General features: G+C 63.6%; 16 protein-coding genes. 5 read left to right on the forward strand and 11 right to left on the reverse strand.

Translation table 11 applies throughout. The features are described 5' to 3' along the window. Positions 1 to 6 precede the first annotated feature (6 nt). Complete coding sequence (locus WYH_RS07740; protein WP_046903385.1) at positions 7 to 1,440, forward strand: efflux transporter outer membrane subunit; 1,434 nt, start codon at positions 7 to 9, stop codon at positions 1,438 to 1,440. A 16-nt stretch (positions 1,441 to 1,456) separates the two neighbouring features. On the opposite strand, the gene WYH_RS07745 is transcribed toward WYH_RS07740, so the two are convergent. The 7 genes from WYH_RS07745 to WYH_RS16800 are packed head-to-tail and all read right to left on the reverse strand — an operon-like array spanning position 1,457 to position 8,622. After that, a complete protein-coding gene (locus WYH_RS07745; RefSeq protein WP_046903386.1) occupies positions 1,457 to 2,764 on the reverse strand; it encodes a hypothetical protein in 1,308 nt (435 codons plus the stop codon). An 18-nt stretch (positions 2,765 to 2,782) separates the two neighbouring features. Beyond that, complete coding sequence (locus WYH_RS07750) at positions 2,783 to 4,120, reverse strand: ABC transporter permease (protein WP_046903387.1); 1,338 nt, start codon at positions 4,118 to 4,120, stop codon at positions 2,783 to 2,785. 31 nt (positions 4,121 to 4,151) lie between these two features. Continuing rightward, positions 4,152 to 5,594 carry an ABC transporter permease gene (locus tag WYH_RS07755; protein ID WP_046903388.1) on the reverse strand — a complete coding sequence of 481 codons (1,443 nt, stop codon included), beginning with the start codon at positions 5,592 to 5,594 and terminating at the stop codon, positions 4,152 to 4,154. Beyond that, positions 5,584 to 6,027, reverse strand: a complete 444-nt coding sequence (locus tag WYH_RS07760) for a hypothetical protein (RefSeq protein WP_156320091.1) — start codon at positions 6,025 to 6,027, stop codon at positions 5,584 to 5,586. The genes WYH_RS07755 and WYH_RS07760 overlap by 11 nt, the downstream gene beginning before the upstream one ends. Further along, positions 6,020 to 7,654, reverse strand: a complete 1,635-nt coding sequence (locus WYH_RS07765) for an ABC transporter permease (protein ID WP_053833450.1) — start codon at positions 7,652 to 7,654, stop codon at positions 6,020 to 6,022. Before WYH_RS07765 ends, WYH_RS07760 begins: the two co-directional genes overlap by 8 nt. A gap of 11 nt (positions 7,655 to 7,665) precedes the next feature. After that, positions 7,666 to 8,430, reverse strand: coding sequence for an ABC transporter ATP-binding protein (locus WYH_RS07770; protein ID WP_046903390.1), 765 nt, complete (start codon positions 8,428 to 8,430; stop codon positions 7,666 to 7,668). Between the two features lie 48 nt (positions 8,431 to 8,478). Then, complete coding sequence (locus tag WYH_RS16800; RefSeq protein ID WP_169780735.1) at positions 8,479 to 8,622, reverse strand: hypothetical protein; 144 nt, start codon at positions 8,620 to 8,622, stop codon at positions 8,479 to 8,481. A 368-nt stretch (positions 8,623 to 8,990) separates the two neighbouring features. Here WYH_RS16800 and WYH_RS07775 point away from each other — a divergent pair, with 368 nt between their 5' ends. Both WYH_RS07775 and WYH_RS07780 read left to right on the forward strand, forming a co-directional pair. Further along, on the forward strand, positions 8,991 to 10,103 hold the full coding sequence (locus WYH_RS07775) for a HupE/UreJ family protein (protein WP_169780737.1): 1,113 nt from the start codon (positions 8,991 to 8,993) through the stop codon (positions 10,101 to 10,103). A gap of 2 nt (positions 10,104 to 10,105) precedes the next feature. Beyond that, the gene (locus WYH_RS07780) at positions 10,106 to 11,059 is read left to right on the forward strand and encodes an MBL fold metallo-hydrolase (protein WP_046903391.1); all 954 of its coding nucleotides are present in this window, start codon (positions 10,106 to 10,108) and stop codon (positions 11,057 to 11,059) included. 28 nt (positions 11,060 to 11,087) lie between these two features. Here WYH_RS07780 and WYH_RS07785 read toward each other — a convergent pair whose 3' ends face one another. The 4 genes from WYH_RS07785 to WYH_RS07800 form a co-directional block, all read right to left on the reverse strand. Beyond that, entirely contained in the window at positions 11,088 to 11,711 is a 624-nt protein-coding gene (locus WYH_RS07785; protein WP_046903392.1) for an ATP-binding cassette domain-containing protein, read from the reverse strand. Further along, complete coding sequence (gene modB / locus WYH_RS07790; protein WP_046903393.1) at positions 11,701 to 12,402, reverse strand: molybdate ABC transporter permease subunit; 702 nt, start codon at positions 12,400 to 12,402, stop codon at positions 11,701 to 11,703. The genes WYH_RS07785 and modB overlap by 11 nt, the downstream gene beginning before the upstream one ends. Then, positions 12,399 to 13,190, reverse strand: coding sequence for a molybdate ABC transporter substrate-binding protein (gene modA / locus WYH_RS07795; RefSeq protein ID WP_053833671.1), 792 nt, complete (start codon positions 13,188 to 13,190; stop codon positions 12,399 to 12,401). The genes modB and modA overlap by 4 nt, the downstream gene beginning before the upstream one ends. A 72-nt stretch (positions 13,191 to 13,262) precedes the next feature. Continuing rightward, complete coding sequence (locus WYH_RS07800; RefSeq protein ID WP_235979030.1) at positions 13,263 to 14,957, reverse strand: CHASE domain-containing protein; 1,695 nt, start codon at positions 14,955 to 14,957, stop codon at positions 13,263 to 13,265. Positions 14,958 to 15,186: 229 nt separating this feature from the next. On the opposite strand from WYH_RS07800, the gene WYH_RS17000 reads away from it, so the two are divergent. Both WYH_RS17000 and WYH_RS07810 read left to right on the forward strand, forming a co-directional pair. Further along, the gene (locus WYH_RS17000) at positions 15,187 to 15,360 is read left to right on the forward strand and encodes a NepR family anti-sigma factor (RefSeq protein ID WP_169780738.1); all 174 of its coding nucleotides are present in this window, start codon (positions 15,187 to 15,189) and stop codon (positions 15,358 to 15,360) included. Beyond that, positions 15,357 to 15,989 (forward strand): sigma-70 family RNA polymerase sigma factor, encoded by a 633-nt coding sequence (locus tag WYH_RS07810; RefSeq protein WP_046903395.1) that lies wholly within the window; start codon positions 15,357 to 15,359, stop codon positions 15,987 to 15,989. The genes WYH_RS17000 and WYH_RS07810 overlap by 4 nt, the downstream gene beginning before the upstream one ends. Positions 15,990 to 15,998 lie beyond the last annotated feature (9 nt).

The raw sequence follows: 15,998 nt of genomic DNA on the forward strand, positions 1-15,998 counted from the left end.
CATTCCATGCGCAATATCCTTCTTACGCCCGGCCTGCTGCTGTTGGCCGCCTGCACGGTCGGCCCGGATTATGATGGGCCGCCCGCGGTCAATTCCGCCAATGCGGAGCAGGGTTTCGTCCGCGAGGAGACCGGCACCGTCAGGGCGGAGCCGACACTGGCCCGCTGGTGGGAAAGCCTGGGCGATCCCGTGCTCGACGCGCTGGAACAGCGTGCCCTGGCCGGCAATCCGGATCTCGCCATGGCACAGGCACGGCTGGCGGAAGCGCGCGCTTCGCTGGGCGAAGTTCGTGCCGATCGCAACCCCAGCCTCAGCGCCATGGGCGTGGCCGCGCATCTGCGTGTGCCGGACATCGGGGATAATGGTGAAAATGCCGAAGCCGACAATGGCAGCGACACAAATTCCAGCAACATCTATAATCTCGGCCTCAATGCCAGCTGGGAAGTGGATCTGTTCGGCGGCCATCGCCGGCAGGTGGAAGCAGCCGAAGCGAATATCGGCGCGGCAGAGGCCAATCTGGCGGATGCGCAGGTCAGCCTGACTTCGGCCATCGCCCAGGCCTATCTCAATCTGCGCGATCGCCGGGAACGGATCATTCTTGCTGAACAGGCGGTGGAACACCGGGCCAGCCTGCTGGAGATGGAACGCCAGCGTTTCGAACAGGGCGTGGTTTCACGGCCCAGCGTCGATCAGGCGGAATCCCGGCTGGCTTCGGCCCGGAGCGATCTGGCACCCCTTCGCGCCGAGGCAGACAGCTTTCTCAACGCACTTGCCATTCTGGTGGGCGAAGTGCCCGGTTCGGTGGACGGAATGCTGGCGCAGCACGCCCCGGTTCCGCTGCCACCCGCGGAAATAGCCATTGGCGATCCGGCGGGCCTGCTGGCGCGCCGGCCAGATATCCGCGCGGCGGAGCGGCAATTGGCGGCAAGCTATGCCAATCTGGGCGTGGCAAAAGCGGCGGGGCTACCCCGGCTGAGCTTCTTCGGCATTCTCGGCATTGGCGGAACGGAACTGTCCGACCTCACCCAGCTGGATGATTTCACCGCCATCGCCGCGCCGATGCTGCAGTGGAACTTCCTCGATTTCGGGCGCAATCGCGCACGGGTCGGGCAGGCAGAGGCACGGCAGGACGCGGCCGAAGCGCAATATCGCAGCACGGTGCTGGGCGCCCTGCGCGATGTGGAAGATGCGCTCTCCTCCTTCCGCTATCGCCGGCAGGCCGTGGCCGAGCTCGCCCGTGCGGAAGCCAGTGCGGCACGGATCGTGGACCATGCCCGCCAGCGTTACGAATTGGGCGCAGCCTCACGGCGCGAACTGCTCGACACGGAACTCGCGCACAACGCAGCCACCAGCCAGCTTTCCGCAGCAAGGGCGGCCTTGACGCTGGATTTCATCGCAATTGAAAAGGCACTTGGCCTGGGCTGGCAGGCGGATAGCTGAAAATAACGGCGCCGCCTCACCCGGCGCAGGCAGCGCCGCGCAAGGCGGATAAATCGCTGTTCGCAACGATATCTTCCAGCGCCTGCCAGTTGCCCTCTGCCTCCCCCGATGGATTGCGCGTGGCGATGCAGCCAGCCAGCTTGTCTCGCGCGACGACATAGCCAAGCACATAGGCGCGGTTGGCCCGCACGAATTGCAACAGGGCGCGCGGGCTGGCGATCAGCGCATCATTTTCCAGCGCATGGGCCGCGTCGCTGAAGGTCAGTTCGCCATCGAGATAATCGCGCAGGATCGGCGTGGTCGCCGCCGCCAATAGCTTCGTCAATTGGTGGACCCGGGTATATTTCGCCGCGGCATCGGGATTGAAGCCTGCCATCGGGAACAGGATGTCACGCATCAACCCGGCCCGGACCTCCTCGGGAAAGGCCAGGCCGAGCCCGTATTCAGCGGCCCCTTCGCGCAGCAATTGCCCGGGCGACTGGACCAGTACCAGCCTGTCCTCAACCGGCAATCCGCCCTCCCCCGCCGCCTTCTCCATGGCGAGGAACTGGGCATGGTGTCCCGGATAGGCTTCGTGGCAGGCGATATCGAGCGTTGAACCGATTGTTGCCACAGCCATCGGATTAACCTGCAATCTGCTGCGCAGGCCGCCTTCATAGCGGTGCCAGGCGGCAAGGGCGGCATCGGTCCAGCCCGTCGCCAGACGCTCTCCCGCGGGCAGCGTCCAGTGACGCGCGGTTGCATTGCGGCATTCCAGCAGCGCCCGCTCGAACAGCTGCATCCGCCGGTCGAGCGGAATGACGAACCTGCCTTCGAATTCGGCAATCCGCTTCGCCAGCGAATTGGGGCCGGGCAGCAATCGTTCCAGCTCCGCGCGCGCGGCATCGAGCGGGACCATGTCCGGCTCCGCAATGGTCAGGCCGTACACTTCTTCCGCTTCTTCCGCGAAGTTCAGATCAGCATCGTCCCCCTTGCTGTCCATCAGCGCGATCAGGCTTTCGATACGGGCCAGCAGGCGCATGGCGCGATCGCCTGGCGGCGTATCGCCCAGTTCGCCTTTCAGCGTGACCAGTTGCGCCCGCAATTCCTCCACTGTCGGTTCTTCATCAGGGGCAGGCCGCAATTCCTCGGGCCCGAAATAACCGTCAAGAACCGCTTCATCGATCTGCGCATATGACAATGCGATGGTGACGAAACGCTCTGCCTGATCCTCGATGCCGGGCCTGGCCGTACCGCAGGCCGCCAGCAACAGGCCGAGAACCAGAACGAGCGCCCGGCGCCCATTCGCGGATAATTCCGTTATGCGCAGGCCAGCCCGGATCATATCAGCGGCCAGGCATATTCATTCGCTCCGCAAGGCGTCGATCGGATCGAGCAGCGAAGCGCGCCGCGCCGGATAGATGCCGAAGATCAGGCCAACAGCCGCCGCGATACCCAGTGAAAGTGCCATCGCGGAAATGGGCACGCTTACCGGCCAGTCCAGCGCCCATCCGATCAGCCGCGCACTCACCAGCCCCAGTATCAGGCCGATCAGCCCGCCGACCACGCTCAGCGTGATCGCTTCCAGCAGGAATTGCAGCGCAACGTCGCTGGACCGCGCGCCGGTGGCGACACGCAGGCCGATTTCACGCGTGCGCTCCGTCACCGAAACAAGCATGATATTCATGATTCCGATCCCGCCCACGATCAGCGAAACACCGGCAATGCTGGCGAGCAGCGCAGTCATCGTATCGCTTGCCCGGTCCAGCGTGTCGGCCATTTCGGTCAGTGTCACTTCGTCCAGCTTCGGCAGATTGGCCAGGGCAAAGGCGGCCGCAGGAGTATAGAGCCCCTTGGTCAGCGCCTCTGCCGCCTGTGTCTCGACCGTGAAATCGTCCACCGCCCTGGCAGAACCACCCTGCGCGCCGAGATAGCCCTGATTGCCCCCTGCCGTGCCAATGCCGTGCCGCTCGCGCAGCAGCGCCTTCACCTCATCCGCGATCCGCGATGTCTGCCCCGCTTCTTCCGCGGCGATGACAATGAAATGGAGATGGTCGATATTCTGGCTGGCCTGCAGCTTGCGCCACGGCACGAACAGTTTTTCATCATTGTCGCTGGATTCGTCATCGGTCACGCCGACAATGGTGAAATCCTCGTCCCGCAAACGCACGGTCTTGCCGGTAGGATCGAAACCATCGCCGAACAGATCGTTGGCGAGCGTCCGGCCGATAACCGCTTCGCTGCCATCATCCTCCAGCATCCGGCCGGGATCGACAGCCCACATATTGGCTTCGGCAAATTCGGGGGCCACGCCCTGCACTTGCGAAAAAGCGCTGGAAGCGCCGGCGGAAACCGTGGTGCGCAATGACAGGCCGGGGCTGACGGCGATGATGCCGTCCACATTGTCCCGGATCGCGCGGGCATCGCCATCGGTCAGCGTATCCGCCGATCCCAACCCGGCCGAAATCCCCACGCTTTCGCCCCCGCGCGTGTAATTGCCGGCACGCACGAAGACGAGATTGGTCCCGGCCGAGCGGACATCCCCTTCAACAGAGCCACGGGCGCCAGTGCCCAGCGCGACCATGGTCAGCACGGCGGCCACGCCGATGATGATGCCCAGCATGGTCAGGAAAGTGCGCAACCGGTTCCGGCTCAGAGAGCGGATGGCCATCCAGATATTGATCGGTATCAGCTTGAACATTGCGCACTCCGGATTTGCCGCGAAGCCATCATCATTCCGCCCTCAGCGCGACCACCGGGTCAAGCAGGGCCGCGCGCCGCGCGGGCGCTATTCCAAAAACGACCCCGGTGATTGCCGCCATCGCGAAGGCAAGCAGCAGCATCCAGGGCGAAACCGCCGTAGCCCAGTGCAGGCCATATTCGGTGATCATCAGGCCGATCCCGCCGAGCATGAGGCCGAACAACCCGCCGAGCACGGCCAGCGTCACCGCCTCCACCAGGAACTGGATCATCACGTCATTCGCGCGCGCGCCCAGCGCCATGCGCAGGCCGATTTCCCGCGTGCGGGCCGCCACGGAAACCAGCATGATGTTCATGACGCCCACCCCCCCGACGGCCAGCGAAACCGCCGCCGCACCGGCCAGCAGCAGAGTGAAAGTGCGCCCGGCCTGCCGCAGGCTCTTGGCCATTTCTTCCCAGGATTGCTTTTCCAGCTCCAGCGTATTGGCATGAACCGCGCGGACCAGGCCGGGATTGGAACCCATGCTCGGCAGGGCAGATACGCTCTGGCTCTCGATGCGGAAATCATCGAAGGTGTCGTCCGGCAATTGGTGCAGCACGCGCAGCTTTTCGCCGATTTCCTCCGCCGCCGCGCTGGTTACTGCGACCGAGCTGGTGCGGACGGTGATCGAATCATAATTGTCCCGTTCAAGAAGCGTCTGCGCCAGCGACAGCGGAACATAGACCGACGGGATGATCGCCTTGTCATCCTCCTTCGCGTCGATCACGCCGACTACGCGAAGCTGCTCCCCTTTGACGGGCAAAATCCTGCCGATGGGAGAACCGCCATCGGGCCACAATTTTGCCGCGGCGCCGGGGCCGAGCAGGACTTCCGGCGCTCCTGCCGAAATGCTCGCCCCGTCCGGCAATTCCCCTTCCAGCGTGTCCCAGCCATCCATCTCGGGCCATGCCGGCGCGTATCCCTGCACGCGCACCACGCGCATGCGCAATCCCGCATCCGGATCGACGCTGGCATTGCCTGTCACGGAGCCGGCAACGGCAATGACGTGTTCGACATCGTGGCTGAGCAGTTCGATCTCTGCCGCGCCCAGAGGGGTCGGCGGGTTGAGATGCCTTGTCGGGCGGACGGCTTCCATCCGCCGGCGCGCATCCATCACCGCCTCGTTCTGGCTGACATCCACCTGATCGCCGACCAGCGGGCCAATGCCCACTGCCCCTTCGGCTTCCTCGCCGAAACTCGTATCCTGACGGCCGCCCGTATTGATACCGGCGGGGGTAAGATTGCCGGATTTGATCGTGATCCGCGTCGGGCCAGAAGCCTCGATCTGGGATTCGATCCGCAATTGCGCGCCGCGCCCCAGTCCGGACACGATCACCACCATCGCCACGCCCACGCTCATGCCCAGCAGGGTCAGCAGCGCCTGCATCTTGTTCTGCGTCAGCGCGCGCATGGCCATGCGCAGATTAGTGCCCATGATGCCCCGCATTGTTCATCGCCGCGATGACTTGCGAAGCGGGCACATCCTTCAGCGCTCCCCTTCCCTGGCTCACCACGCCAATATGCAGCACCGCGCCCTTATCGGTCAGCGGCTGGGAATTGCCGCGCCAGAACCCGCCGGTCCGGTCGATGGACATCGCGACATATTCGGTCCGCGCTTTCGGATGTTCGATTTCCACTGCGACTTCCGATGCGGCGGAGGCGGGAAGCGGGTTGCCGTCCGCGCTGGAGAAATAGATCTTCAGCCCGCCCTTGGGATCGGCCACCAGCTCGAAATGCATGGCGCCATCGGTCACCATCACACCGCCATGGGGAGCGGTATGGACTTCATCGCCATGCGCCAGCGCTGGTGGAGCCGATGCGAACAGGCAGACCACACCCAGGGCACGCAACAGGACCATTCTATTCATATCGCAGAGCCTCGATTGGACTGAGCCTGGCCGCGCGCCGGGCAGGATAGACGCCGAAAATCGCGCCAAGCAGGATGGCCACCAGCACGGCCAGGATCGCCGCCACGGGCGAGATCACGGCGGACCAGTGGAAGAATTGTTCAAGGCTTCCCGATGCGGCCACGCCGAGGATGATCCCCGCGATCCCGCCAATCAGGCTGAGCAGCACGGCTTCGAACAGGAATTGCGCCGCGATATCTTTCGGCCTGGCCCCCACGGCCATGCGCAGGCCGACTTCGCGAGTCCGCTGGGTGACGGAGAGCAGCAGCAAATTCATCACCCCGATCCCGCCGACCAGCAGCGAAACCGTGGCAACCCCCGCCAGCAGGGCGACAATCGTGCGATTGGTCCGTTTCAGCGATGAAGACAGGTTGGCCACGGTCATTTCATCCACCGTCGCCATATTGCCTGAAACGACGCGGGCAACGCTGGGGGCCAGCCCTTTGCCGAGAACCTGCTGGGCGACGCTTTCAACCTTGAAGTCGTCGGCCATTTCCTCGGTGATGCCGTGCCGTTCGCGCAGCAATTCCGTGATCTTTTCTGCCACTTCGGTCGTGTCTCCGACCGAATCCGTGGTCACCGCGATACTGTTGAGCTGGCTGAGGTTCAGAAGCTTGTGGATGGTGCTGATCGGCACGTAGAAGGCATCGAACTGGTCATCCCCGGGCGTTGGACTGGCGGCCCAGCTCTTGCTGGAAACCACGCCGATCACGCGAAAGGGCTGGTTCCACAACACCACGGTTTCACCCACGGGATTGGCATCTTCGCCGAACAATTTGTCCGACACGACCCGGCCCAGCACGGCGACCTGTTCCGCCTCCGCAATATCGTCCTGGTCCAGGAAGCGACCATGCACCATGGTCCATCCGGTGCGGACTTCGGGCAGGCGGGCTTCGGTCCCGTGCATCCGGGTAAACCATTCGGCATCGCTGCCTTCCACCTTCAGCCGTTCATTTTCATGCACGCCGGAAACCACGAACTGCACGCCGGGGATCTTGCGGATTTCCTCTGCGTCCTCCCGCGTCAGAGTGGCGGCAGCGCCCAGCCCGGCCGCGGAATCGCCCAGTCGCTCGGCCGCGACGGGATGGTTATGCACTTCCATCGGATCATTTTCGAAATGGATACGGGTGAAAAGGCTCGAAACCTCCTCCTGATAGAGGACGGCCGGGGTCATCGCCGGAACCTCGTCATCCCAGAACGGCATCGGCAAAGGTGCAAGCTCGCCATCGAATGAGGCGGGCTGCATCTCGCCCTCAGCGAAGCCGGGGCGGATTTTCTGTCCCGGCTGCGGGATGAAACCGGGCAGCGGTGCGGGATCGTCCAGCCAGCCGAATCCGTGGCTGGTCGCATCGCCGGTATTCAACGGCCCGGTCCGCACCTGGTAATTGCCCGCAGTAACCAGCAGAAGATTGGCGCCGGCCGCACGCAATTGTTCCTCCAGCGCATCCTGCGCGCCGCGCCCCAATGCGAGACTGGTAACCAGGGCGGCCACGCCCACCATCATGCCGATCATGGCCAGCCCGGCCTGCACGCGATTGCGTATGAGCCCCTGGAAGGCGAGATCGATCTGATGGCGCAGATTGTTCATGCCCGCCCCGTTCAGCTGGCCGCAACGGAGATTGCAGGCATTTCGTCCAGCGCTTCACGCGGCGTGTTCGGTTCGTCGCTGAGGATCCCGCCGTCGCGCACGGCGATGATGCGCGTGGCATAGGCGGCGATTTCCGGTTCATGCGTAATCAATACGATGGTGATGCCCAGCCTTTCGCGCAGATCCTGCAAGGCATGCATCACGTCGATGCTGGTCCTGGTGTCGAGATTGCCGGTCGGCTCGTCCGCCAGGATCAGCGAAGGTTCGTTCACCAGCGCGCGGGCGATCGCCACGCGCTGCTGCTGGCCGCCGGAAAGCTGGTTCGATCCATGCTCTGCGCGGTCCCCCAGTCCCACGACCTCCAGCGCTTTCAAGGCCTTTTCGCGCCGTTCCGCCGCGCTCAGCACCGGGCGCGAATAAAGCAGCGGGATTTCGACATTTTCCGCCGCCGTGGTGCGCGGCAGCAGGTTGAAGCCCTGGAAAACGAAGCCGATCCGCTTGTTGCGTATATCGGCCAGCTCGTCCCCCGATAGCGACGAGACATCGCGATCATCCAGCCTGTACTGGCCGGAAGTCGGCCGATCGAGACAGCCGAGAATATGCATCAGGGTCGATTTGCCCGAACCGGAAGGGCCCACGATCGATACGAATTCGCCCGCTTCGATATCGAGAGAGACGCCGCGAAGCGCATGCACCTCGTTATCGCCGAGAGTGTAGATCTTCCTGATGTCCTGGAGAGATATGACGGGCAAAACCGGATCCCTTCGATTTTTCATGGACGAACGGATCCGGCCCCGGACGGGCCGGATCCTCTCGCTGTCCTGCTATTTTGAGGTCGCGGCCTTGTTCAGGCCCGCAAAATTGTAGAGCGCGACGGCAACCGATTTTTCAGCGCCCGCCATGCCAAAGGTCTTGTCGCATTCGATGCCGTAGCGACAAGAAGACACTTTCCAAGCGATTTCATCCATTTCACCCCGCATTACAGAAGCGGAGGGTCGCTCGATCATGTTATGCAGGCGAACGATTGTCCGATTTACCCCTGAAGCCCGCGATTTTATAATTTCCCGACCCGTCCTCGCCGAGCAAGATAAGGCAAGTCGGGGTTTGGAATGCGTTATTCTTGTACCGGATCGGCCGGATTACTGATGGAATCTGTCGCGTAAGCGGCATTTCATCGCTGTGGCCGTCACAGCTTATTTGCACAATCGCAGAAAATTCGACTCGGCTGCGAGCGAGATGCCGTTTCCATATGCACCGGATGACGCCAGGCATTGCGGGCCGCGCGACATGCTGCGACAGCGGCGGCAGGTTCCACACCGGGACGGAGGGGGTTTTCTTGTTCTATCGACTGCCGGATTCGCGGCCCAGTGCCGCGTGGGGAAAGTATGCCGGGCGCGTTCTGGCGGCACTGGTCCTGCTGTTCTGCGCCGCTTCAGCTTCCGCCCATCCATCCCCCTTCAGCTATGTCGATGTGGAATTGCATGACGATGCGATCCATGGCCGCGTGACCTTCCATGTGATCGATGGCGCCCATGAACTGGGGATCGAAGAGCCTGACCGATTGCTCGATCCCGCAGTGCTGGGGGCGAACCGGGCGCAAATCGAAACCCTGCTCGCCAGTCGCATGGCCGAAGGCGGGTTGGCCGGCCCGGTGGAATGGCGCGGCACGGCGACCAAGGCGGCAGATGATGCTGTGCAATTATCCTTCCGCATTGCGCGGGAACCACCGCCTTCGCTGACGCTGGGGATGAACCTGTTCCCCTACGATCCGCAGCACCAGACCTTCGTGAACATCTATGACGGCGGCAAGCTGAGCCAGCAGTGGATCTTCGGCGAGGGAAGCAAATCCCGCACTTTCTATCGCGGCACGACGGCGGGGGCCTTCGCCGTGATGGGAACATTCATCCCTTCCGGCGTGCATCACATATTGATCGGCCCCGATCATCTGCTCTTCCTGTTCGGCCTGCTGCTGCTGGGCGGCGGCTGGCGCAAGCTGGTGGCCATCGTGACCGCCTTCACCATCGGCCACAGCATCACCCTGTCACTGGCCGCTCTGGACATCGTCAATGCCCCTGCCTACCTGGTGGAGCCGGCCATTGCCCTCAGCATCATCGTGGTGGGCGCGGACAACCTGCTGCAACGGAAGGGAAATGGCCGCGATCTGCGCCCTTGGGTGGCCGGAATCTTCGGCCTGATCCACGGGTTTGGCTTTGCCAGCGTGCTCAGGGAATTCGGACTTCCTCAAGAAGCCCTTGGCTGGTCGCTGTTTTCGTTTAATGTCGGGGTGGAACTGGGGCAGCTCGCCGTGGTCCTGATCGTGGCCAGCCTGCTGACGGTAATTCGCCGCCGCAGCGCAAAGGCCGGGCAGGCTATCACATTGGCAGGATCCATCGCGGTGATCCTGGCGGGTGCATACTGGTTCGCCGAAAGGGTGTTCTGGGGAGGCTGAATATGAAGCGTATCGCGATACTGGGTGCGATCGTGGTTGCGGGAATGACCGCAGCGGGTGTGTCTGCGCAAGGCGGATTGCCCGGGATCGAACCGATCGAGCAGGTCTCCGACAATGTGTACAAGATCTTCGGCGCGGGCGGGAACACGGTCGTGTTCGTCCGCAGCGACGGGGTGACGCTGGTCGATACCAAGCTGCCGGGCAATGGCCAGGCCATTCTGGACCAGGTGCGCAAGGTCACCGACAAGCCGGTGACGATGATCGTCAACACCCATTCCCACCCCGATCATATGGGCAGCAATACGGAGCTGGAGGATCTGGCCGGTCACGTGGAAGTGATCGCCCATGCCAATTCCTCCGCCCGGATGGCAGAATTGCCCAATGCCCGCCGGCCGGACCGCAGCTTCGATGACAGGATGACGATCGGTTCGGGCAAGGACGAGATCAATCTCTATTATTTCGGCGCCGGCCACACGGATGGCGATGCTTTCGTCGTCTTCCCGGCGGAGCGGACAATGGCCGCGGGCGACATCATGGCATGGTATATGGCACCGTTGATCGATCCCGCATCAGGCGGCAGCATGCTGGCCACCCCGGTCACGCTGGGCAAGGCGCAGGATACAATCAAGGGCGTGGACAAGGTGATCGAAGGCCACGGCCAGGTCCGCAGCTGGGACGAATTCCGCGCCTACATCACCTTCCACCGCGCGCTGGTGGATGCGGCGGAAAAGACGCTGGCGGATGGCGGCACGCCGGAAGACGCATTGGCCGCGCTGGAAAGCAATCCCGGCTTCAAGCCCTTTTTGGGTGAGGAGCTGATGAAGGGGCTGGAATATGGCGGCACGCCCAAATCGCGCGCGCTGATCGGCCTGAATGTCGCCTTCCAGGAATTGAAGGGCGAACCCGTGACAACGCAATGGGGCCCGCGCCCGCCGGCCGGCCCACCCCCGCAATAACAAGGGCAGCCGCGAAAGGGCGCGCCCGCTAATCCAGCGTGATCACCCTGCCCGCCAGGCGTGACACTTCGCCGGGGCTGTGGCTGACCAGCAGGATCGGGATTTCCAGTTCGTCCCGGATCCGCTCTATCAGCCGCAGCAGATCTTCCGCCCGCGCAATGTCGAGGGAGGATAGCGGCTCGTCCAGCAAGAGGAAGCGCGGCCCGGCCAGCAGGGCGCGGCCGATTGCGACACGGCGCGCCTCTCCGCCGGAAAGCGTGCGCGGCCAGCGGGACAGGAGATGGCCGATACCCAGGAAGTCGACCACCTCCTCCGTGCCGATCCAGCGATCCTCCGCCGCAGCCAGCTTCGCACCATATAAGAGATTGGCCGATACTTTCAGATGCGGGAACAGCCGCGCATCCTGGAACACATAGCCGGCACGGCGATCTTCCGGCTTCACGTCGATTCCGGCATCGCTGTCGAACAATACGCGGCCACCCACGGCAATGCGCCCGGATTTCGGGCGGACGAGCCCGGCAATGCAGTTCAGCACAGTCGTCTTGCCCGCGCCGGACGGGCCGGTAAGCGCAGTGAGCCGATCCTCCGATACGAAGTCGAGCGCGATCTCCCGCTCCCCGATGCGGTGCCGCAGCGTCACGTCAAAGAACATGGGCGCGGCTCCCGGCGGAACGGCGCACCAGCAGTTCCGAAACGATCAGCGCACCCACGGAAAGCACGACAGAAATGAACGCCAGCCGCGCCACCTGGGCTTCCGAGCCGGGCAATTGCAGCCCGGTATAGATGGCCAGCGGCAAGGTCCGTGTCTCCCCGGCAATGTTGGATGCAAAGGTGATTGTGGCGCCGAATTCACCCAGCGAGCGGGCGAAGCCCAGCATCATGCCCGCCGCCACGCCGGGAAAGGACAGCGGCAGGCTGATCGTCAGGAAGGAATGCCAGGGGGACGCGCCAAGCGTGCGCGCAGCCTCCACCAGCCGGCGGTCAACCGCTTCGATCGACAGGCGCATGGCACGCACCATCAGCGGCAGTGCCATCACCGCCGCCGCCAGCACGGCGCCGGTCCAGCGAAAAACCAGCGTCACGCCGAATTGTTCATACAGCCAGCTACCCACCACCCCTGCGCGGCCGAAGGCCAGCAACAGCAGCCAGCCCGTAACCACCGGCGGCACGACCAGCGGCAGATGGACCAGCGCATCCAGCAACAAGCGGCCGGGAAAGCGCCGCCGGGCCAGCAGCCATGCCAGTGCATAGGCGATTGGCAGGGTCAACCCCACCGCCACCAGGCTCACCTTCAGGGAAAGCCAGATGATGGACCATTCCGCGGGGGTCAGCCAGCCGGTCATTCCACCAAGCCAAAGCCCCGCCGGGCAAATATCGCCCCCGCTTCGGGCGATTTGAGAAAGGCCATGAATGCCTCTGCACCGCGGCTGTCGGAAGAAGCGAGAACCGCCACCGGATAGCGGATCGGGGGATGGCTATCGGCCGGGAAAGTGGCGAGAATGCGCACCTTGTCCGACGCCATGGAATCAGTCTTGTACACCACGCCTAGTGGCGCTTCACCCCGTTCCACCAGCGCAAGGGAAGCGCGGACATTCTCGGCCACGGCCAGCCTGTTTGCCACCGCGTTCCACAGATCCAGATGGGTCAGGGCCGCCCTGGCATAGCGCCCGGCCGGCACGCCCTGCGGGTCCGCAATGGCCAGCCTGCCATCATCGCCCAGCCTGTTGAGCAGGGCGCCGCGCGTCATGTTCCAATCCGCCTCTCCATCTTCTTTCGGCGCAATCAGCACGAGTTCATTCGTCAGCAGATCGGACCGGGTTCCCGGACGTAGCAGGTCCAGCCCTTCCATCCGGTCCATCCATTGTTCGTCAGCCGGGAGATAGATGTCCGCGGGCGCGCCGCCTTCGATCTGCCGGGCAAGCGCGGATGACGCAGCAAAGGCAAGCGTGGGCGCGGCGTGCCCTTCAGCAGCCCAGGCATTGGCCGCATCGGTCATCGCCTCCTGCATGCTCGACGCGGCGAGGATGACGGTGCCGGTGCCGCCTTGTTCCGCAGCGGAGCAGGCGGACAGGAACAGTGGCGCCGCCAGGGTGAAGACAAGCACGCGCAGGGCATGAAGCGAAGCATTCATCAGGTTGCTGTATATGCCGGGATATAGCAGGTCCAGTGCGAAGCACCGCGATTTCATGCCGGTATGGCGGGATCAGTCCTTGCCGGATTTGGGCGGAGGCTCGGTACCCGCCTTGATCCTGTTGGCGCGCATCACGAATTCGGTCCGCCGCCTGACCGGAATGGTCAAGACGCAGCGCACGCCTTCCGGGTTGAATTCCAGTTCCACCGGGCTGTCGAGCTCATGCGCGACGATCCGTTCGATCAGGTCGGTGCCGAAACCGCGATTGCGCTTCTGCGGCACGGGCGGGCCACCGCTTTCCTTCCATTCGATCCGCACCAGCGCATCGGTGGTCAGCTTCCAATGGACCGATACCTTGCCGCCCGGCCTGCTCAGCGCGCCATATTTGGCCGCATTGGTCGCCAGTTCGTGCATCGCAAGGCCCAGGGAAAGCGCATCATTGGGCGCCAGTTCAATCTCCGGACCGACCAGATCGATCTCGTGATCGGCAGCATAGGAATATGGCTTCAGTTCCGCATCGACAACGGAACGGATCGGCGTGGTGCCCCAATCGGACTTGGTCAGCAGGTCATGCGTTGCCGACAGGGCCCGGATCCGCCCGTCGAGCGAGGCGGCGAAATCATCCAGGCTTTCCGCCCGGCGGCGCGTAAGGGCGATGATCGAAAGCACATTGGCCAGCGTGTTCTTCACCCGGTGATTGAGCTCGCGCGTCAATGAATTGCGGATCGAAGCCTGTTCCTCGAACCAGCGCAATTGCTCCTCGTCCTCCAGCGCCTGCTGGGTCAGCATGCGGACCAGCAGCATCAGCAAGCTGGCAACCAGCAGGCCGAAGATCAGCGTCAGGATGGAAAGGCCGGAGAGCCGATCCCCGCTGTCGGAATCGATTTCCAGCACCCAGGGGCTGTTGGCGATGGATATGCGTTCCACGGCGCGCATCGTATTGGCCGGATCGAAATTCGTATCGGCCAGCAGATTGCTTTCGCCCAGCTGTCCTGAATAAAGCCGCACGCCAAATTCCCCGGCCCCTTCCAGCTGCAATGCGGAGGCCAGGAAATCTTCCGCATTGAACGGGCTGTAGATGAAGCCGCGCAGGCGGCGGCCACCGGGCGCAGGTTCGAATACCGGCATGTAGATCAGGAAGCCCGGCGCCTCTCCATTGCCTTCCTGCTGCAACACCACCTTGCCGCTGGCCGTGGGCCGCGCCGTACGCTCCGCCTCGATCATGGCGGCGCGGCGCACTGGCTCGGAAAACATGTCAAACCCCAGGGCGCGGCGGTTACGTTCCGTGTCGGGTTGCAGATAGGTGACCGGCACGGAATAGGGCTGCTGCCCGCTGGGCCGCGGATGCAGCACCACCCGGCCCGGCGCTTCTTCCGCCATCTGCTGGTCGAATGCCTCGATCTCGTCGGGATGGACCACTTTCGCCCAGCCGATCCCTTCTGCGCCGCGATAATCGGCATCCAGCCGCAATTCGCTGACAAAACGGCGGAATCGTGACGCGGGCACATCGTCCAGCGAAGCGAGCAGGGCCGCACCCGCGCGCAAATAGGCGCTGCTGGCATTGGCGCGTCGTTCCAGGGCAGATCCGATCGCCATGGCACGGCTGCGCATCTGCACGGCCTGCCGCTGGTCCTCACCTCTTTCGATGGCGAACACGCTCAGCACCGCGGTCGCGGTGACGAGCAGGAAAATCGCTGTCGGCAAGGCGCGAGGATAGCGAACCAGCCACCGCTTGGTCCTGCTGCGCTTGCCCGAAGCTTGTGCCAAGAATACTCCCCTGCCGGGGCCTGTGGCCCCGATGAACTGAACGAGCGACCCTGCCAGCCCGTGGCCTTGCGCGCCAATCCCGTTAACCGATCCTGTTGGGAACCAAAGGGGGACGTTTTCGTTCCCCACAATGGCAAGGGCTGCGGCGCACGTCGCCCAGGACATAAACACAAGATTGCCGCGCGCGGCAATCAGCGATCATATTGCGGACGGGAAAACGCTTAAACGCATGACAGGCGAGAAAAAAAAGGTTCAGCCGGCGAAAGGCAAGGCCGGCCGGGACAAGGACGAGCAGCCCGAATGGGCAAAAGGCCTGAAGCAGCTTTACGATTCCGTGGTCGATGAACCGATCCCGGACAGCTTCAAGGATCTCCTCTCCAAGCTCGACGATGGCCACCGATGAGCAGCGGCAGGGTTCAGAAAAAACATCCGGAACGCACACCGGAAGAGAAGCGCGCCTTCAAGCGCGAACTGACCGAAGTCGTGCCACATCTGCGCGCCTTCGCCCGCGGCCTGTGCGGCCGGCCGGACATGGCGGATGACCTGGTGCAGGAAACCTTGCTGAAGGCATGGGCCGCGCAGGACAGGTTCGAACCGGGCACTTCCATGCGCGCCTGGACCTTCGTCATCCTGCGCAACGCCTATCTTACCGACATGCGCCGCAACCGTTTCCGCGGCGAATATGACGAAACAGCCGCCGAGCGTATCCTGACTGCCCCCGCCGGGCAGGAAGAGCCGATCCACCTGTCCGACATGCACCGCGCCCTGCTGACTCTTCCGCCCGAACGGCGCGAGGCCTTGCTGCTGGTGGGCGCAGGCGGTTTCTCTTACGAGGAAGCGGCCGAAATCTGCGGCTGCGCGGTCGGCACGATCAAATCCCGCGTGGGCCGCGCCCGCGCCACGCTGACCAGCATGATCGAGGACGGATCCATCCCTGACCGTTCGCTGGACGATCCCGCGGCGCATCGCGCCATTCTGGAAGAACTGGACGATGTTGCGGCTGGCCGGGGACAAGCGGCCCCGACTCGCTGAGGCGGACTT

It is taken from the genome of Croceibacterium atlanticum, from assembly GCF_001008165.2.
Lineage (GTDB): Bacteria > Pseudomonadota > Alphaproteobacteria > Sphingomonadales > Sphingomonadaceae > Croceibacterium_C > Croceibacterium_C atlanticum.

Bases quoted from the DNA above. Each gene is read 5' to 3' on its own strand.
- WYH_RS07740 (WP_046903385.1), top strand. From the start codon at position 7: ATGCGCAATATCCTTCTTACGCCCGGCCTGCTGCTGTTGGCCGCCTGC.
- WYH_RS16800 (WP_169780735.1), bottom strand. From the start codon at position 8,622: ATGGATGAAATCGCTTGGAAAGTGTCTTCTTGTCGCTACGGCATCGAA.
- WYH_RS07780 (WP_046903391.1), top strand. From the start codon at position 10,106: ATGAAGCGTATCGCGATACTGGGTGCGATCGTGGTTGCGGGAATGACC.
- WYH_RS07745 (WP_046903386.1), bottom strand. From the start codon at position 2,764: ATGATCCGGGCTGGCCTGCGCATAACGGAATTATCCGCGAATGGGCGC.
- WYH_RS07770 (WP_046903390.1), bottom strand. From the start codon at position 8,430: ATGAAAAATCGAAGGGATCCGGTTTTGCCCGTCATATCTCTCCAGGAC.
- modA (WP_053833671.1), bottom strand. From the start codon at position 13,190: ATGAATGCTTCGCTTCATGCCCTGCGCGTGCTTGTCTTCACCCTGGCG.
- modB (WP_046903393.1), bottom strand. From the start codon at position 12,402: ATGACCGGCTGGCTGACCCCCGCGGAATGGTCCATCATCTGGCTTTCC.
- WYH_RS07760 (WP_156320091.1), bottom strand. From the start codon at position 6,027: ATGAATAGAATGGTCCTGTTGCGTGCCCTGGGTGTGGTCTGCCTGTTC.
- WYH_RS07810 (WP_046903395.1), top strand. From the start codon at position 15,357: ATGAGCAGCGGCAGGGTTCAGAAAAAACATCCGGAACGCACACCGGAA.
- WYH_RS17000 (WP_169780738.1), top strand. From the start codon at position 15,187: ATGACAGGCGAGAAAAAAAAGGTTCAGCCGGCGAAAGGCAAGGCCGGC.
- WYH_RS07765 (WP_053833450.1), bottom strand. From the start codon at position 7,654: ATGAACAATCTGCGCCATCAGATCGATCTCGCCTTCCAGGGGCTCATA.
- WYH_RS07785 (WP_046903392.1), bottom strand. From the start codon at position 11,711: ATGTTCTTTGACGTGACGCTGCGGCACCGCATCGGGGAGCGGGAGATC.
- WYH_RS07750 (WP_046903387.1), bottom strand. From the start codon at position 4,120: ATGTTCAAGCTGATACCGATCAATATCTGGATGGCCATCCGCTCTCTG.
- WYH_RS07755 (WP_046903388.1), bottom strand. From the start codon at position 5,594: ATGGGCACTAATCTGCGCATGGCCATGCGCGCGCTGACGCAGAACAAG.